General features: G+C 75.2%; 14 protein-coding genes. 2 read left to right on the plus strand and 12 right to left on the minus strand.

Going from position 1 to position 16,230, the window contains the following annotated elements:
* Nucleotides 1-119: 119 nt before the first annotated feature.
* Both MY520_RS00360 and MY520_RS00365 read right to left on the minus strand, forming a co-directional pair.
* Nucleotides 120-1,421, minus strand: a complete 1,302-nt coding sequence (locus MY520_RS00360; RefSeq protein ID WP_436688939.1) for a lipopolysaccharide biosynthesis protein — start codon at nt 1,419-1,421, stop codon at nt 120-122.
* The gene (locus MY520_RS00365) at nt 1,418-2,698 is read right to left on the minus strand and encodes a hypothetical protein (protein WP_436688941.1); all 1,281 of its coding nucleotides are present in this window, start codon (nt 2,696-2,698) and stop codon (nt 1,418-1,420) included. The genes MY520_RS00360 and MY520_RS00365 overlap by 4 nt, the downstream gene beginning before the upstream one ends.
* Before the next feature lie 386 nt (nt 2,699-3,084).
* On the opposite strand from MY520_RS00365, the gene MY520_RS00370 reads away from it, so the two are divergent.
* Entirely contained in the window at nt 3,085-3,918 is an 834-nt protein-coding gene (locus MY520_RS00370; protein WP_436688943.1) for a serine aminopeptidase domain-containing protein, read from the plus strand.
* A gap of 31 nt (nt 3,919-3,949) precedes the next feature.
* On the opposite strand, the gene MY520_RS00375 is transcribed toward MY520_RS00370, so the two are convergent.
* Both MY520_RS00375 and MY520_RS00380 read right to left on the minus strand, forming a co-directional pair.
* Nucleotides 3,950-4,783 (minus strand): polysaccharide deacetylase family protein, encoded by an 834-nt coding sequence (locus MY520_RS00375; protein WP_436688945.1) that lies wholly within the window; start codon nt 4,781-4,783, stop codon nt 3,950-3,952.
* A gap of 29 nt (nt 4,784-4,812) precedes the next feature.
* Entirely contained in the window at nt 4,813-5,760 is a 948-nt protein-coding gene (locus MY520_RS00380) for a glycosyltransferase family 2 protein (protein ID WP_436688947.1), read from the minus strand.
* Between the two features lie 208 nt (nt 5,761-5,968).
* On the opposite strand from MY520_RS00380, the gene MY520_RS00385 reads away from it, so the two are divergent.
* Nucleotides 5,969-6,181: a hypothetical protein gene (locus tag MY520_RS00385; protein ID WP_436688949.1), complete on the plus strand. Its 213-nt coding sequence runs from the start codon at nt 5,969-5,971 to the stop codon at nt 6,179-6,181.
* A 40-nt stretch (nt 6,182-6,221) separates the two neighbouring features.
* Here the strand turns inward: MY520_RS00385 and MY520_RS00390 are convergent, their stop codons facing one another.
* The 8 genes from MY520_RS00390 to MY520_RS00425 all read right to left on the minus strand — a co-directional run bounded on the left by MY520_RS00390 (nt 6,222) and on the right by MY520_RS00425 (nt 16,168).
* Entirely contained in the window at nt 6,222-9,233 is a 3,012-nt protein-coding gene (locus tag MY520_RS00390; protein WP_436688951.1) for an acetoacetate--CoA ligase, read from the minus strand.
* A complete protein-coding gene (locus MY520_RS00395; RefSeq protein WP_436688953.1) occupies nt 9,230-9,934 on the minus strand; it encodes a 4'-phosphopantetheinyl transferase family protein in 705 nt (234 codons plus the stop codon). The genes MY520_RS00390 and MY520_RS00395 overlap by 4 nt, the downstream gene beginning before the upstream one ends.
* A gap of 96 nt (nt 9,935-10,030) precedes the next feature.
* On the minus strand, nt 10,031-10,879 hold the full coding sequence (locus MY520_RS00400) for a glycoside hydrolase family 16 protein (protein ID WP_436688955.1): 849 nt from the start codon (nt 10,877-10,879) through the stop codon (nt 10,031-10,033).
* A gap of 11 nt (nt 10,880-10,890) precedes the next feature.
* Nucleotides 10,891-11,538: a metal-dependent hydrolase gene (locus tag MY520_RS00405; RefSeq protein ID WP_436688957.1), complete on the minus strand. Its 648-nt coding sequence runs from the start codon at nt 11,536-11,538 to the stop codon at nt 10,891-10,893.
* Nucleotides 11,535-12,398 carry a glycosyltransferase family 2 protein gene (locus MY520_RS00410; RefSeq protein ID WP_436688959.1) on the minus strand — a complete coding sequence of 288 codons (864 nt, stop codon included), beginning with the start codon at nt 12,396-12,398 and terminating at the stop codon, nt 11,535-11,537. The genes MY520_RS00405 and MY520_RS00410 overlap by 4 nt, the downstream gene beginning before the upstream one ends.
* A 612-nt stretch (nt 12,399-13,010) precedes the next feature.
* Nucleotides 13,011-14,063, minus strand: a complete 1,053-nt coding sequence (locus MY520_RS00415) for a PHP domain-containing protein (RefSeq protein ID WP_436689343.1) — start codon at nt 14,061-14,063, stop codon at nt 13,011-13,013.
* Nucleotides 14,060-14,608 (minus strand): DoxX family protein, encoded by a 549-nt coding sequence (locus MY520_RS00420; protein WP_436688961.1) that lies wholly within the window; start codon nt 14,606-14,608, stop codon nt 14,060-14,062. Before MY520_RS00420 ends, MY520_RS00415 begins: the two co-directional genes overlap by 4 nt.
* A 120-nt stretch (nt 14,609-14,728) precedes the next feature.
* The gene (locus MY520_RS00425) at nt 14,729-16,168 is read right to left on the minus strand and encodes a bifunctional phosphatase PAP2/diacylglycerol kinase family protein (RefSeq protein ID WP_436688963.1); all 1,440 of its coding nucleotides are present in this window, start codon (nt 16,166-16,168) and stop codon (nt 14,729-14,731) included.
* Nucleotides 16,169-16,230 lie beyond the last annotated feature (62 nt).

Here is a 16,230-nt window from a genome sequence, read left to right on the forward strand (position 1 = left end):
TGCGGGCAGCGCGCTGCTCGGGTGATGATGGCCGGTCGAGCCGGGTGTCAGGGCAGCTCGCGGCCCCCGCTCACCCGGACGGGGGCTGGAGGCCATCCGACCGTGGTGCCGGGGCCCGGTCACCGGTCCGCACCGGGCACGGCCGGCACCGCGTCCGGTCGCGGCGCCGCGGCCGGCCTCCGGTGCCGCAGGCTGCGGATCAGCGGGACGAGCAGCACCAGCCCGACGCCGCCCTCGGCGATCAGGTAGGCCAGGCCGGCCCCGGTCACGCCCATCGACGGGATCAGCAGCACGGTCAGGGACACGATCGCGACCGCGATGGTGCCCTGCACGATGACCACCCGGCCGGCCTGCCTCCGGATCCGCAGGACCCCGGAGTACACGGTGGTGATGATGACGAACGGCTCGGCCAGTGCCATGAGCCGCAGCAGGTCGACGCCCTCGGCCGCGTACTGCCCGCCGAAGAGCCACAGGACCAGCGGGGCGAAGAGCAGCAGGGTCAGCGCGCCACTGCCGCCGACCAGCAGGCCCAGGCGCAGCGACCGCCGGGTGAGGGCCTGCGTCTGCTCCTCGTCGGCGGAGGCCTCCACCACGAAGTTGGTGGCGATGTTCCACGCCAGCATGTTGAGGGCGGCGTTGATCGTCCACGGGATGGCGAAGTACGCGTTCTGCTCGGCACCCAGCTCGTGCAGGATGATCAGCGGCAGGACCATCGGGATGACCTGCGACATCACCCCGATGGCGAACTCCGCCGACGCGTAGCCGACCAGCCCGCGCACCGGGGGGAGCCGGTGGCCCTCGTCGGCCTCCGCCATCCGCCGCGGCAGCAGCCGGCGGTGGACCAGGACCTGGATCACCGCCACCGCCACGACCGCCGGGACGACCCAGGCGACGACCAGCCCGCCCTGCGGCAGGACCGCGGCCAGCGCGACGAGCAGCACGAGCTTGACGACGGAGAAGGCCAGGTTCTTCATCGGGATCCACGACGCGCCGCGCAGCCCGAGCAGGACGAAGTCCTGCACGGTGAAGACGGCGAGGACGGCGACCGCGAGCGGGAAGAACGCCGCCTCGGCCGTCGAGGCGAACAGCACCTCGCTGGGCCACAGCAGCACGAAGCCCGTGCCCACCAGCACGCCCACGGCGCCGATCAGCACGAGGCCGCGGTGGACCAGGTAGCGGGTCTGCTGCCCGGCGGCGGGGAGGAACCGGGCGTAGACCTGGCCCAGGTTGAGGTGGGACAGGCTGCCCAGGAACGCGGCGGTGGAGATCACCGCCGCCGCGCGGCCGACCTCGGCGGTCTCGTAGAACCGCGCCGCGGCGACCCAGAACACCATGCCGACGCCGGCCGTGAGCACCGTGCCGGCCATGAGGTAGAGGGCGTTGCGCTCCAGGTGCCGACCGCCTCGGGCGGCCGCGTTCACCCGTGCCCCCGGGCGCTCGGCAGGAACGCGGCCGGGTCGGTGAGGACCCGGTCCAGCGCCCGCGTCACCGCGGCGCGGGGCACCCGGCGGCTGTCGAACGAGACGCTGAGCAGCAGCCGGTCGCGCCACTCGCTGATGCACGCGGTCATGCTCACCGCGGGGCTGGGGGCCGGCGCCTGGATGACCTTCTGCTCGGCGTCCGGCGCCCGCCACGGCAGGTCGCGGACCTCACCCAGCGCGCCGAGGTGGGTCAGCACGACCGACCCGCTCCCGGTGCCGTGGGAGGGCCGTACGCGGGACAGCGTGTGCTGGACCATCGCGACCAGCATCGACACCAGGGGCAGCCCCAGGGCGGCGTCCCGGCGCATCTGGCGGGCCATCAGCCGCGGGTCGGCGGCGTTCTCCGGTGCCAGCCGGAGGGCGCCGCTGAAGTTGCCGGCGACGTGCGTGCCGGGCGGCAGGTACCGACGGCCGTCGAAGAGCACCACCGTGTCGGTCTCCGGCGCGAACGCGCCCTCAGCCTCCAGCGCGGAGCGGACCGCGGACATGGTCGCGACGGCGACCGACGTGTCGGCGGCGTGCGCGTCCCGCCAGTGCCGCACCGACTCGCGGACGCCGGGCGCGCTCATCCGGCTCACGACCGACAGCGAGACCTGCCGGTCGGCCGGGTCGCCGGCCGGTACCGACGCCGAGGGGGCCGACCGCAGCCGGTCGAGGGCCTCGCGCCAGGTGGCCGCCTGCGGGCGCCGCAGGAGGGTCCGCCACACGGCCCTGGCCAGCAGCCGCGGGCGATCGGGCCCGCGGACCAGCCCGGTGGGCACCTCGCCGGTCGCGGCGCAGCGGACCAGCTCGGCGACGACGTGCCGGTTGGCGTAGATGCCGTCACCCAGCACGTGGCTCAGCTGCCAGGCGTGGTGGTCGTCGTGGACGTACAGGCGGAAGGGGACCATCGGGTCGGCCTCGCGCAGCAGCCGCTCCACGGCCTCCTCGGCGTCCTCCTTGCCGCTGCCGCGGACGTCGACGACGAGCTCCTCGAGCCGCGCGTCGATCTCCTCCGGCGGCACCGGGACCCAGCGCAGCGGCCGGCCGGCGACCCGGCACAGGATCGGCGCGGTCGGGTCGACGTCGTAGAGCCGGCGCAGCGTGGCGCGCAGGGCCGCCGGGTCGACGGCCGGGTCCAGGCCGGCCAGCAGCGTGACGCTCGAGAGCTCCAGCCACTGGGCGTTGTGGGCCTGGATCCGGAGCGCCCGGGCAGCCGTCCGCGGGCCCGCGGTCACGCGCTCCTCCGCGAGGCGGACGGCACGAGGACGCCGGGGGCGGTGCGCCGGGCGGCGCAGCCGCGGGACGGACCGCAGATCATCGACTCTCCGGGAGACAGGGGGCAGGAGGTGTGCGCGTCGCCCACATCGCCGTGGTGCGACCGCCCGGTGCGAGCAGGGGCCCAGGCGGGAGGGACCTCGACGCGAACCGTTCGACGGTACGTCGAGAAGGGGCTCCCCGGGCCACGACGAGCCATCTTGCCACCCGTCCGGATGACCGGTCACCGAGTGTGATGCCGCTCGCAGCAGCCCGGTCGGGGGAACGTCGGCCGGGTGGTGGCACGTCGAGGGGACCGGTGGACGAAGATGACCAGCACAACCCCGATCCCTGGAGGCGTTCCCCCATGCCCGGACAGCTGTTCCCCGTCGGCATGGGAGACCGCCCGTCGAGGGGCGCCCGGCGGCGGGTGGCCGCCCTCGCCACGACCGCGCTGCTGGCCGGCTGCGGCGGCGGTGCCGCCGAGTCGCCGGAGGTCCCCGAGGTCGAGCCGGAGGTCACCGAGCTCACCGTCGACGCCCAGGACGCGGTGGCCATCGCGCCGGGGGAGGGCGACCCCCGGGGACTGGTGGTCTTCCTGCACGGCCTCGACGACGACGCCGGAGCGCTGTCCGAGGAGCAGAAGCGGATCGACATGGTCGACCGGCTGGTGGCCGCGGGCTACGTGGTGGCGGGCAGCGACGGCCACCTCAACGCCTTCGGCAACGAGGCGTCCCAGGCCGGCTACGTCGCCCTCGCCGCCGAGCTCGCCGAGCGGTACGGCACCACCGACACCTACCTGATCGCCGAGTCGATGGGTGCCGTCGCCGGGCTGCAGCTGCTGGCCGACGAGCGCATCCCGGACGTGCGCGGCATGGCCCTCATCTCGCCGCTGGTCGACCTGGACGTCGTCCTGGGCACCCAGCAGGAGCCGCAGGTGCTGCAGGCCTACGACGGGACGTTCCCCACGGGGGAGCAGAACCCCGCGGCTCGGCCCGCCGAGGACTGGGCGGGCACGAGCATGCGGTTCTACCTCGCCACCGAGGACGAGGTGGTCATCAACGCGGACAACGCCGAGCCGTTCGTCGCGCGCGTCGAGGACGCCGCCGACATCAGCGTGGTCGAGTGCGAGGGCGAGCACGTCGCGCCGTCCTGCTTCCAGGGCGAGGACCTCGCGGAGTGGTTCGCCGACCTCCCCTGACCGCGACGCCCCGGCCTGGCCCTGGGGTCGGTCAGGCGTAGACCGAGCCCGGCCGGCGGCGGACCACCGCGCGGGCGCGCCGGTAGGCCCGCCAGCCGCGGGTCGGCCAGGCCTCGCGGTCGACCGGCGTGCACTCGACGTCCTGCAGCCAGCGGGAGAGCTGGTCCAGGGTCGTGGTGCGGCGCAGCATGAGCCGGGAGATGGCGAAGACGTCCTCCCCGGCGCAGTGCAGCGCGTTGCGCACCCCGCAGGCGTTGTCGTAGCCGGCGGCCCGGGTGGCCCGGCGCACACGCGGGCCGTTGTAGCCGTGCGGGTAGGCGAAGGTGGTCACCGGCCGGCCCAGGACGTCCTCGAGCAGCTCCCGGGGCCGGACGAGCTCCTCGCGCAGCTGCGCGGCGCGGAGCGTGTCCATCTGCGGGTGGCTGTGGCTGTGCGCCCCCAGCTCGACGCCCTCGGCCAGCAGGCCGGGGAGCTCGGCGAAGGACAGCATCCGGTCGCTCGGCCCCGGCCGCCGCTCCGGGCCGCCCTCGAGCCAGCCCGTGGTCACGTACAGGGTCGAGACCAGCGACCGGTCGCGCAGCGCGGGCAGGGCCGCCGTGGCGAAGTCGGCGAACCCGTCGTCGAAGGTGATGACGGCGACCCTCCCGCCGTCGGAGCCCGGGGGCCGGCCGGCGACCTCGGCCGCGACCAGCTCACCGAAGGTGATGCAGCGGTAGCCGGCGTCCACCAGGACGTCGAGCTGCTGGGCGAATGCCCGGGGCGAGACCGCGAACGGGGCGATGTGCTCGCCGGGGGTCTCGGTGATGGCGTGGTAGAGCAGGATCGGCACCGGCGTGCGGGTGCGGGGCGCGCTCCGCTCGTCCATGACTCGGAACATATCCGTTCTGCAAACCCTCAGGTAACGGGCGCGGCGCCGCCGCGGGCCTGCTTCACCCGTGCGAGTGCGTAGCTGCCGGCGGTGAGCGCCGTCCCCTCGACGATGGCCCACGCCTGCGCGCCGCCGGCGCGGTCGCCACGGACCAGCCGGCCCAGGCCGCGGAGCACGCCGCGGGGCAGCGTGCGCCGCACGTAGGTGCGCTCGGTCTCCAGGGCCGACTCCGCGCCGGCGAGCCGGCTGACCAGGGCCTTGGAGCGCCCCTCCGCCCGGCAGCGACGCCGGAAGTACGTGCGGGTCACCCGGTCCGGCGAGACGCCGTGCCGGCAGCGCGCCGACGGCTCGAGCACCACCCGGGTCTCGGGAAGGGCGCGCCGGGCACGGATGGCGAACTCGGTCTCCTCGCAGCCGGCCGCGTCGGCGCCCATCCGGCCCATGTCGGAGTCGAAGCCGCCGGCCTTGGTGAACGCGTCGCGCCGGAACGCCATGTTGGCGCCGATCGGGTTGCGGATCTCCGCCCGCGTCGTGGGCAGGCCGGTGTAGCTGCAGCCCACCACCCAGAGGAACTCATCGGGGAACCAGGCCGGGCGCGGTGCTCGCCAGTCCGGCTCCACCCAGCCGCCGACGCCGATCACGTCGTCCCCGGCGGCGAAGGCCTCGAGCAGCTGCGCCGTCCAGAGCGGATCGGCCGCGGCGTCGTCGTCCAGGAAGGCCACCACGTCGCCGGTGGCCGCCTCCACGCCGGTGTTGCGGGCGCCGGACAGCCCGCGGGGGCCGGCGTTGGGCAGCACGGTGACGTCGGGGAAGGCGGTCCGGGCGCGCTCGAGCAGCTCGGGGTTGTGGTCGGCGACGAGCACGACCTGGTCCGGGCGGCGCTCCTGCCGCTGGAGGCTCGCGACCGCGGCCTCGATGTCGCCCCACCGGTCGAGGGTGTACGCGCAGATGACGACCGAGAGCGAATGGTGCACGGACCGAGGGTAACGGGGCGTGGTCGTGCACCGATTCCCCCGACCGGGTTCATCTCAAGCTGCGGGACGAGGGGTGTGACGGAAGACGCCGGCAGGAGAAGGTGGTGTCGTGACGCGCAGACCCCGGGCAGTGACAGTTAGTGTCTGCTCCGTTACTGCTGCGCGCCGGTACGGGCCGCGGCTCCACGTGAACGTGAAGGACGCGGCTGTGCACCCACTGGGCTCCGACCCGCTCCCCGCTCCCCGGGTGAACCGGACGGCGGCGCTGCGCGTCGCCGCCGCCGCCGTCTCCATCGAGGGCCGGTCGTGCACCTGCGGGCACGGCAAGCAGGCACACGAGCACTACCGCCGGGGCACCGACTGCGCCCTGTGCGCCTGCGGCCGCTACCGCCGCCCGCTGCTGCGCCTCTTCGCTCGCTGAGCGGCGCCGTCCTCCGGGACGGCGCCGCCGCGGGCGGGAGTCAGGACCGGCGCGACCGGGCCGCCGTCCGGATCGCCAACGACATCTGCACGGCCAGCGCGACCACGTGCCGGCCGGCCAGCAGGTCGTGGTGCGGGCCCGGGACCGACACGACGTCCAGCCGCGGCGCGGCCGCCCGCCAGGCCGACAGGAAGTGCCCGGTGACCGGGATCCGCCGCCGCGCCCGGAAGTAGGTCGCCGGACCGTCGTAGCGCCGCAGCCGGTGCCGGGCGTAGACCCCACCCGATTCGTCCAGCGCCTGCTGGTCGACCGGCCGGCTCTCCGGCCGGAACCGGTGCCGCAGGACGTCGCCGAGCCGCCGGGACCCGAGCCCGGGGATCAGCGCGCCGACCTGGCCGGTCAGCCGGTGCAGCTGCCGGCGCACCGGCGACAGGCTGTCCTCCGGCGGCAGCGGGTCGAGCAGGCCGAGGAACTCGACCTCCCGCCCGGCGTCGCGCAGCCGGCGCGCGGTCTCGAAGGCGACGAGCCCGCCGAAGGAGAAGCCGGCCAGCCGCAGCGGGCCCTCCGGCCGGGCGGTGGCCAGCGTCGTGGCGTGCTCGTCGGCCAGGTCGTCGATCGACTTGCGCCGGCCGTCGACGCCCACCAGCTCCGCCCGGACGCCGTACACCGGCCCCGCGCCGACCAGCAGCTCGGCCAGCGTCCGGTAGACCTCGACCTCGCCCCAGGCGTCGTTCAGCAGGAACAGCGGCGTCCCGGCCGGGTCGCCGGCGGCCAGCAGCGGAACGGCCGAGGCTCCCGAGGTGGTCAGCACCGCCGCGGTCAGGCCGGCGACGGTCGGGTCGGCGAGGAACTGCTCCATGGAGACGTCGGCGCCGAGCTCCAGCTTGACCCGACGCAGCAGCGTCATCGACTGCCGGGAGGTGCCGCCGAGGTCGAAGAAGTCCTCGATCCCGGCGTGCGGCGTCACCCCCAGCTCGCGCCAGATGCCGGCGATCGCCGACGTGACGGGCGCCGCGTCCCCCGCGTCCGGCGCGACGCGGGGCACGGGCACGGTGGGCACCGGCTCGGCGGACGGCGCCGGCACCGCCTGCCCGGTCGCCGCGCGCAGGGCGGCGGTGATGGTCGCCAGGGAACCAGGGTTGCGCAGCGCGTCGACGTTGACCACGCGGTCGCCGTTGACGGTGTCGCGGGTGGCCTTCTCCGAGACCTTGCCGCTGTGCGTCAGGGGCACCTCGGGGACGGCCAGAACGAGGGCCGGCACGTGCGCGGCGGTGGCCTCGCGGCGCAGGGTCGTCCGGATCCGGCGCTCGAGCTCACCGTCGAGGACGGCGCCCCCGTGCAGCTGCACGAGCAGCACCAGCCGGGTCGCCCCGGGCGTGGTGGGGTGCCGCTGCTCGACCGCCACGGCCTGGGCGATCTCCGGCAGTCCCTTGAGGATGCGGTAGATCTCGGCGGGCCCGATGCGGATGCCGTCGATGTTCAGCACGCCGTCGGAGCGCCCGTGCACCCGCGCCGTGCCGTCCGGCGCGATGTCCACGACGTCGCCGTGCGTCCAGACGCCCGGGTGGTCCGAGTAGTAGGCCTGGTGCAGCCGCGCGCCGTCGGGGTCTCGCAGGAAGCGGACCGGCCGGGAGGGGAACGGACGGCGGCAGACCAGCTCGCCCTGCCGGTCCAGGACGGGGGAGCCCGCTGCGTCGAGCGCGGCGACGTCGAGCCCGAGGCTCAGCGCCTGGCTGCGGCCGCGGACCACCGGCAGCTCGGGGTGGCCGAGCATGAAGCAGCCGATGATGTCGGTGCCGCCGCTGATCGACTGCAGCGGCTGGGCGCCGACCGCGCCGGCGAACCAGTCGAACTGCCAGTCGTGCAGCACCGAGCCGGTGGACATGACGGCCCGCAGCGCACCGAGGTCGAACGCCTCGGCCGGGCGCAGCCCGGTGTCCTGCGAGAGCTGGAGGTGGGCCGGGCTGGTGCCGAACACCGTCACCCGCTCCTCGGCGGCCAGCCGCCACAGCGTCTCCGGGCCGAGGACGGGGCCGTCGTAGAGGACGACGGAGGCACCCACCGCCAGCGCGGACAGCTGCCAGTTCCACATCATCCAGGCGGTGGTGGTCTGGAAGTACAGCGTGTCCCGGGCGTCGAGGTCGCCGTGCAGCCGGTGCTCCTTGAGGTGCTCCAGCAGCGTTCCGCCGATGCCGTGCACCATCGCCTTGGGCGGGCCGGTGGTGCCCGAGGAGAACATCACGAACAGCGGGTCGTTGAACGGCATCCGCGGCCACGGCGCGCGCGGGGTCCCCGGGCCGACGTCGGCGAGCAGGTCGGCCAGCCGCACCACCCGCACGCCGGGCAGTGCCGGCAGCGGGAGCGCGTCGAGGACGACGACGGTGCCGACGGTGGGCAGGCCGGTCACCACCTGGTCCAGGAGGTCGCCGTCGGCGCCGTCCCAGCCGGGTGCCCCGGTGCGGTCCAGCGCCAGGAGCGCCGGCTCGACCTGGGTGAAGCGGCCGAGCAGCGCTGCCGGGCCCATGTCGGGCATGCCCGAGGACAGCGTGGCACCGAGCGCGGCGGTGGCCAGCGCGGCGACGACGGCCCGGCCGTTGTTGGCCGCGACCACCACCACGCGGTCCCCGGCGCCGACCCCCTGGCCGGCCAGGGCGGTCGCCGTCCGGTCGACCTCCTCGCGCAGGTCCCGGCGGGTCCAGCGGTCCCGGCTGCCGTCGCCGTGCACCGCGGTCAGGCAGACCGCGTCGTCGTCGACGTCCGGCAGGGGGCGGAGCAGGTTCTCGGCGTAGTTGAGCCGCACCTCCGGGAAGAAGACCGCCGTCTCGACGTCGTCGCCGGTGCAGACCGGATCGGCCGAGCCCTCCGTGACCGGCTCCGCCCAGTCCAGGAACAGCCGCCAGAACTCGCGGAACTCCTGCACCGACCACTCGTGCATCGCGACTGCGTCGCCGAGGTCACGGCCGGCGGCGGCCTCCGCGCGGTCGCGGAAGTCGGCCAGCTGCGGGCGGCGGGTCAGGGCGCTGGAGGCGGCGGCCTCGCGACTGCTGGTCATGGGGTTCCCGTGGGGTCGGCCGCGTGGGCGGCGGGGTCGATCGGGCGGAGGGCGAGGCTGCCCACCCAGCCCTCGGGGACCTCGACGGAACGGACCTCCCAGTCGCCGATGCGACCGGGAGCCCGCCCGGCGGAGGGGGTGACGACGGTGTGGGGGGCGGTGCGCAGGCCGACGCCGAGGCCCTTGAGCACCGCCTCCTTCTGGGTCCAGCAGCGGGTGAGGACGACGGCGCGCTCCCCGGCGGGGAAGCCGGCGATCGCGGCGCGCTCGGCGGCGCCCAGCCAGCCCTCCGCGGCGGCGTCCTCGAGGCGCACGGCACGGACCCGCTCGACGTCGACGCCCACCCGGGCGCCGGAGGCGACGGCGAGGACGCCGAGGCCGGCGCTCGCGGAGCAGCTCACGTCCAGTCCGGAGGCGGCCGCGACACCGGTGAGCCGGGGGCGGCCCGGAGGCGCGGTGAGCGGGACGTCGGACGGGTCCAGGCCGAGGAGATCCGCGAGGGTCTGCCGGAGCGCGCCACGCAGCAGCAGCCGGCGGACGGCGACGTCCGGGGTGCCGCGGTCGGCGTGCGCGCGCTCGGCGGCGGTGAGGCAGGTGCGGGCGGCGGCCGTCGAGGCGGCGTCGGCGGCGAGGTCGACCAGCCGGACGAGCACGTTCCCGGAGACGGGCAGCAGCGGCGCGGGGGCTGCACTGCTGATCACGGCCCCGAGGGTAGGGAGACGCCGCGGGTGCTGGGGCCTAATTCAGCGCGGGCACCCCCCATCGTGGGGCCGTCCAGCCGCCGGATGTGGCGCAGCTCACTCCGCGCGCCAGGCGGCGACCCAGTCGATCTCCACGTGGCCCTCGGCGTCGGCCGGCGGCGCCTCCGCGGACAGCTCGGTCTCGATCTGGAGCACCCAGCGCATCGGGTCGACGGGGATGGCCTCCGGGTCCGTCGTCGTCCACGACCGGTCGTCGAGGAGGAAGGTGACCCGGCCGGGCGCCCACTCGATGGTCGCGGTGTGCCAGTCCTCCATCGTGACGTCGGTGCCGATGGAGAACCTGTTGACGGACGGGTTGCCGGTGACGTCGTGCGCGTTGCCGACGATCTCCTGGCCGAGCGAACCCTCGGGGAAGTCCAGTTCGCCCTCGGACCAGTCGTCGCTGGAGGGCCACAGCAGCCAGGCGATCTTGTAGCCGGGGACCTCGTCGGCGCGGAACCGGACCGAGTAGCGACCGTGCAGCTGGTCGTTGGCCCACTGCTCGTTCGGCGGCGGCGTGAGCGCCATGACCTGCGGGGTGCCGTCGTCGGTGTGTACCCGGACGTCGACCACGCCGTCCTGGACGGTGGTCGTCACATAGCTGTTGTAGACGCCCTGGTGCGACTCGCGGCGGCCGAGGTCGCGGGAGGTGTCGCGGGCGCCGTCGTACTCCGCCCAGCCGGGGTAGACGTCGACGAACTCCCCGAGCGCGGCGTCGGCGTCGAAGTCCTCGGCCAGCACGAGGTCCCAGCCCGGGAGGTCGTAGGCCGGCGCGGTCGACGGGTGCCGGGCGGTCACCACCTCGTCGTCGCGCAGGACGACGAAGCCCGTGGCGGCGAGCGCGACAGCACCCGCGGCTGCCGCCAGCAGCGGCCCGCGCCTGCGCCTGTGGCTCTCCCGGAACACGACTGGCCAGTCTACCTGGGCAGACGCCACACCGGCCGCCCGACGACGGAGTGCCCTCCGGAGGGGTGACCTCCGGTGCGCAGAGCCCGGGCGGTCGCCGCCAGCGTCGCCGCGACGAGCACGCCGGCGTAGAGCGCGTAGGGGAGCTGCGCCGCCCCGGGCCACGGCCACAGGAGCGGGACGCCGGGGCCGGTGGCCAGGTCGCGCAGCAGGTGCAGGGCGACCCCGCAGGCCAGCCCGGCCAGCGGCAGGCGGTACCGCCGGACCGCGGCCGCCGCGGCCAGGAGGAGCAGCACGAACGCCAGCGAGTGGGTGACCGGCCGGCCGCCGTCCCCGGCCACCGCGTCGCCGACCAGGTAGAGCGGCACGTGGTCGACGTCGATGGCCACCGACCCGACCAGCGCGGCGAGCAGGAACGGCCGGGCCGCGGCCGGTGCCACGGCAGCCAGCACCAGCCCGGCGGTGATCAGGTGAGCGGGCTCGTCCAGCAGGCCCGCCACCGGCACGGGCCACCACCGCGACTCCGCGACCAGGTCGAGCGCGGCGAGCACGGCCAGGGCCGCCCACGGCAGGACGGCCCGGCCCCACGACCGGCGGGCGCGCCCCGAGGGGCGCGGCACGCGGGGGTCGCCGGGGACCGGGCCGTCCGCCGGGGTCACGCGGTCCGGGCGGAGGTCTCCGCGCCGTCGCGGTCGTCGGCCAGCGAGCGGACCGGGACGACGTCGGCCCGCGGCGCGCGGCCCTTGCGGTTCGCCCGCTCGACGACGAGGGCCCGGAGCACGCGCAGCCCGTCGCGCCAGGTGTTGAGGTTGCTCTCGCCGTGGATGCGCTCGAACTCGTAGCTCGGCACCTCGACGATGTGCATCCCGGCCTTGGCCATGCGGGTGTTGATGATCGTCTCGATCTCGAACCCGTCGCCCCAGAGCTTGGCGTCGCTGCCGCGGTCGCCGGCGTCGAGCTCGAGCGCCGGCAGGCAGTCGGACCAGAAGGCGTTGTAGCCGTAGCAGAGGTCGGTGTACCGGGTGCCGAACAGGACGTTGGCGATCCGGTTGAGCCACCGGTTGCCCCAGGCGCGGGTCCGGGTGATGTCGGAACTGCCGCCGCCGTTGGCGAACCGGGTGCCCTTGGCGAAGTCGGCGCCGGCGGTGAGGACGCCGACGAACGCCGGGATCTCCCGGGGGTCGGCCGACCCGTCGGCGTCCAGCATCACGACGATGTCCCCGGTGACCGCGGCGAACCCGCAGGCCATGGCGTTGCCCTTCCCGCGGCGGTTCTGCAGCACGATCCGGACGTCGGGACGCAGCGAGCGCGCCACCTCGATCGTGTCGTCGACGCTGCGGCCGTCGACCACGATCACCTCGTGCACGTCGTCGGGGATGAGCGCGAAGACGTGCGGGAGGTTCTTGGCCTCGTTGAAGGTGGGGACCACGACGCTCACGCGCGGCGAGCCGATCCTCGTCACGGTGGGGTGGTGGGGCAGCGAGTGCGGGCGCAGCTCGATGACCTGTCGCGAACGCATGAGGCGGGTGTCCTCTCTAGGACGGGCCCGGTTTCGCCTCTGCTCCCCGCCGGGCTATGGCGACCAGGTGCGCCCGGCGGATCATCACTACCCGTTGGTGGTGCTGACCGATGTCGTGTACTGGCCACGGCGGTGGTGCCGCGACCGCCCGGGAACCAGCGATCGCGCTCACCCATCCACACCGGTGAACGGTGACTCTCCGTGGCCCCCGAGGTCTGGTCCATTACTACCGGGTGGGCTTCCGAACGTGCAAGCGACCTCGGCGCGGCCGGGCGGGTCGGTCGCCCCGCGGACGGGCCCACCCGGCGTGACATCGGTCACACACGTGCCCGCTCAGCGAGCGTGTCGCTGCGCCTGGTACCCCATGACTGTGGCCTGCGCAATGGTCCGTGGTCCCCTCGGTAGCTCTTCGGGGGGCGTCGCGGGGGCGTCGGGCGGCTCCTCGAGGCGGTCACCCGAACGTGCGCGTTATCACCCGGGTGGGTGGACGACCAGCCCTCCCCGGGCGCGCCCGCACCCACCGTCACCGCCGCGGGTGGACCGGCGGGCCCTGGGACGGCCGTGCGGGCGGGTCCGGCGGTGCGGCGGCCGCCGTCACGTAGCGTCGCGGGGTCAGCCCGCCGTCCACTCGAGCAGCCGGTCGGCCGGCCAGGTGTTGACCACGGCCTCCACCGGCACGCCGCACTCCACGGCCCGCTCGCAGCCGTTGCCCTGCCAGTCCAGCTGACCGGGCGCGTGCGCGTCGGTGTCGACGGCGAACTCGCAGCCGAGGTCGACCGCGAGGTTCAGCAGCCGCATCGGCGGGTCGAGCCGCTCGGGACGGGAGTTGATCTCCACGGCGGTGCCGTGCTCGACGCACGCGGTGAAGACCGCCTCGGCGTCGAAGGTGCTCTCCGGCCGCGGGCGCTGGCGCCGTCCCTCGCGCTGCTCCCGGGGGATGAGCAGCCGGCCGGTGCAGTGCCCGAGGACGTCGGTGTGCGGGTCGGCCACGGCGGCGAGCATCCGGGCGGTCATCGCGGCGCTCTCGGCCCGCAGGTCGGAGTGGACGCTGGCGACGACGACGTCGAGCCGGCCGAGCAGCTCGTCGGTCTGGTCGAGGCTGCCGTCGACGTTGATGTCGCACTCGATGCCGGTGAGGATGCGGAACGGCGCGAGCTCCTCGTTCAGCGCGGCGACGACGTCCAGCTGCCGCTCCAGCCGCTCCGGCGAGAGCCCGTTGGCGACGGTCAGCCGGGGGGAGTGGTCGGTGAGGGCCATGTACTCGTGGCCCAGCCCGATCGCCGCCTCGGCCATCTCGCGGATCGGGCTGCCGCCGTCGGACCAGTCCGAGTGCACGTGCAGGTCACCGCGCAGCGCGGCGCGGAACTCGGCGACGTCGTCGGCCAGCGGCACCAGCTCGCCGTAGGTCTCCTCGAGCCGGGCCAGGTACTCGGGGATCTCGCCGGCGTGCGCCTGCACGATCGCCGCACCCGTCTTGGGACCGATGCCCCGCAGGTCGGTGAGCGTCTTCGTCCGGATCCGCCGGTCCAGCTCGTCGGGGCCGAGGGTGTCGACGACAGCGGCGGCGGTGCGGAACGCCGCCACGCGGTGCGTGGGCTCGCGGGCGCGCTCCAGGAGGAAGGCGATCCTCCGGAGCGCGTCCGCGGGGCGCAGCGGGTCGCTCAGCGGGAGGCCCGCTTCGCCTTGCGCTCGGCCTTCTTGTGCGCCTTGGCCGCGCGCTTCTGGGCCTTCTCGTAGTTCTTCTCGGTGGTGTCGGCGGCCTTGCGTGCCGCGCGGCGGGCCCGGTAGCCGACCGACGGCTTGCCCTCGGTGTCGACGGCGGCGATCAGCAGCCCGCCGAGCAGGCCGAGGTTCTTCAGGAAGTGGATGGTCTGCCCGGCCTTCTGCTGCGGGTCGTCGTACTCCCAGAAGCGGTGCCCGGCCAGCGTCGTCGGGACGGTGCTGACGGCCAGGGCCAACGCCGACAGCCGCGGCAGCTTGCCGAGCGCGAACAGCACCCCGGCGCCGACCTTGACCGCCGCGTCGATCTTGACCCACTGCTCGACGTCGCGCGGCACCTGCACCGGCAGCTGCTTGTCGGCCTGCTCGGTGATCGTGTCGACGACCGGCTTGGCGCCCGCGACCCGCGACTGCGGGTGGCGGAGGGTGTCGACGCCGCCGAAGACGAACGTGGCGGCGAGCATCGGCCGGGCGATCCGGCGGACCAACATGGTGGGGACCTCTTTCCGTCGCGGTGCGTGTCAGGCCTGCGGTGCCCCGGGTCGCGCCGGGACAACCCCTGCTCGGGACCGTAGTGAGGTGGCCGCCACTCCGCCGGTCGACGGCGGCCGTCAGTCCGTCCGCGAGCAGTAGACGGTGAGCGTCGACCGCTTGCGGAAGTCGAACTCGGTCGCCCGCTCCCCGGCCTCGCCGTCGTAGGCCACCTGCAGCGGCCCCGACCGGGAGACCACCTGCACCCGCTGCGCCTGGCACTCCGCGTAGCCGGAGCTGTGGTCGCTGACGCCCAGCAGCGAGCCCAGCACGGCGCGGGTCCGGCTGAACCGCACGTCGGCCCGCAGGTACTGGACGTCGAGCAGCCCGTCCTCCAGCCGCGGGCGCCAAGCCGGCGCCAGCCCGCGCGGGGTGTAGCGGCCGTTGCCGACGAAGAGGATCCAGACGAGCACCGGGCGGTCGTCGAGGAGCAGCGACACCGGCGTCCCGTGGTGGAGGGTCCGGGCGGCGGCGACCGCCATCGCCGCCCACTTGCCCATGCGGCCGGCCAGCGCGTCGCGCCGGCGCACCATCTCCGGGTAGCTGCCGATGCTGGCTGTGTTGAGGAACGGCGTCCCGTTGACCTCGGCGACGTCCACCTCCACCGCCGCACCCGCGGCGACCGCCTCGGCGGCGTGCTCGACGGTGTGCACGCCCACGTCGCGGGCGAAGTGGTTGAGCGTGCCGGCCGGGAGGACCGCCAGCGGCAGCCCGTGCTCGAGCGCGACGGCGGCGGCCGCGGCCACGCTGCCGTCCCCGCCGGCCACCCCCAGCGCCCGCGCCCGCCCCGACGCGGCGGCCTCGGCGAGCAGCTCGCCGACCGTGGTGTCCTCCCGCAGTTCGAGGACCTCGGCGCGGGGGAGCAGTCGGCCGACGTCCTCGGCGGGGTCGTAGTCGTCGGGCCCCGACCGCGGGTTGACCGCGATCACCAGCCCCTCGCCGTCCGGCAGCGCCGGCGCGCTGCCCGCCGTCCGCACCCGGGCCGGCGTCGTCGGCCGGACCCGCCACCAGATCCGGGTCCCCATCGCGACCGCCGCGCCGACGGCCAGGCCGGCGACGACGTCGCCGGGGTAGTGCACGCCCACGTGCACCCGGGAGTACCCCACGGCCAGCCCGACCGGTGCCAGCGCCGCGCCCGCGACCGGGGCCTCGAGCGCGACGCCGGTGACGAAGGCGGCGGCCGACGCGGAGTGGCCGCTGGGGAAGGAGTGGGTGGTCAGCGACCGGTGCAGCAGCCGCTGGACCGGGTGCGAGCCGAGGTCGGGGCGCCGGCGGCCGAACACCCGCTTGAGGACGGCGTTGACCAGGCTGCTCGACATCGCCAGCGACCCGAGCCCGCGGATCGCGCCGCGCCGCAGGGACCCGCGGCGGGTGAGGAGGAGCGCGGCGACGACGAACCACAGCTTCCCGTGGTCGGCGGTCGTGGTGAGCCGGCGCAGCCAGGTGTCGGCGGCGCGGGAGGTGGGCAGGCCGCCCACGAGGGAGTGCAGGCGGGCGTCCCAGTGCCGGGCGCTCCGCATGGCAGGGAACGCTAGCCGGTGCGGAGTCGTTCGGTGACGGTTTCCGCGCTCGAGCGACTCCG

This window comes from Geodermatophilus sp. CPCC 205506 (assembly GCF_051383635.1).
GTDB lineage: Bacteria > Actinomycetota > Actinomycetes > Mycobacteriales > Geodermatophilaceae > Geodermatophilus.

Bases quoted from the DNA above. Each gene is read 5' to 3' on its own strand.
- MY520_RS00370 (WP_436688943.1), top strand. From the start codon at position 3,085: ATGCCCGGACAGCTGTTCCCCGTCGGCATGGGAGACCGCCCGTCGAGG.
- MY520_RS00375 (WP_436688945.1), bottom strand. From the start codon at position 4,783: ATGGACGAGCGGAGCGCGCCCCGCACCCGCACGCCGGTGCCGATCCTG.
- MY520_RS00390 (WP_436688951.1), bottom strand. From the start codon at position 9,233: ATGACCAGCAGTCGCGAGGCCGCCGCCTCCAGCGCCCTGACCCGCCGC.
- MY520_RS00410 (WP_436688959.1), bottom strand. From the start codon at position 12,398: ATGCGTTCGCGACAGGTCATCGAGCTGCGCCCGCACTCGCTGCCCCAC.
- MY520_RS00420 (WP_436688961.1), bottom strand. From the start codon at position 14,608: ATGTTGGTCCGCCGGATCGCCCGGCCGATGCTCGCCGCCACGTTCGTC.
- MY520_RS00425 (WP_436688963.1), bottom strand. From the start codon at position 16,168: ATGCGGAGCGCCCGGCACTGGGACGCCCGCCTGCACTCCCTCGTGGGC.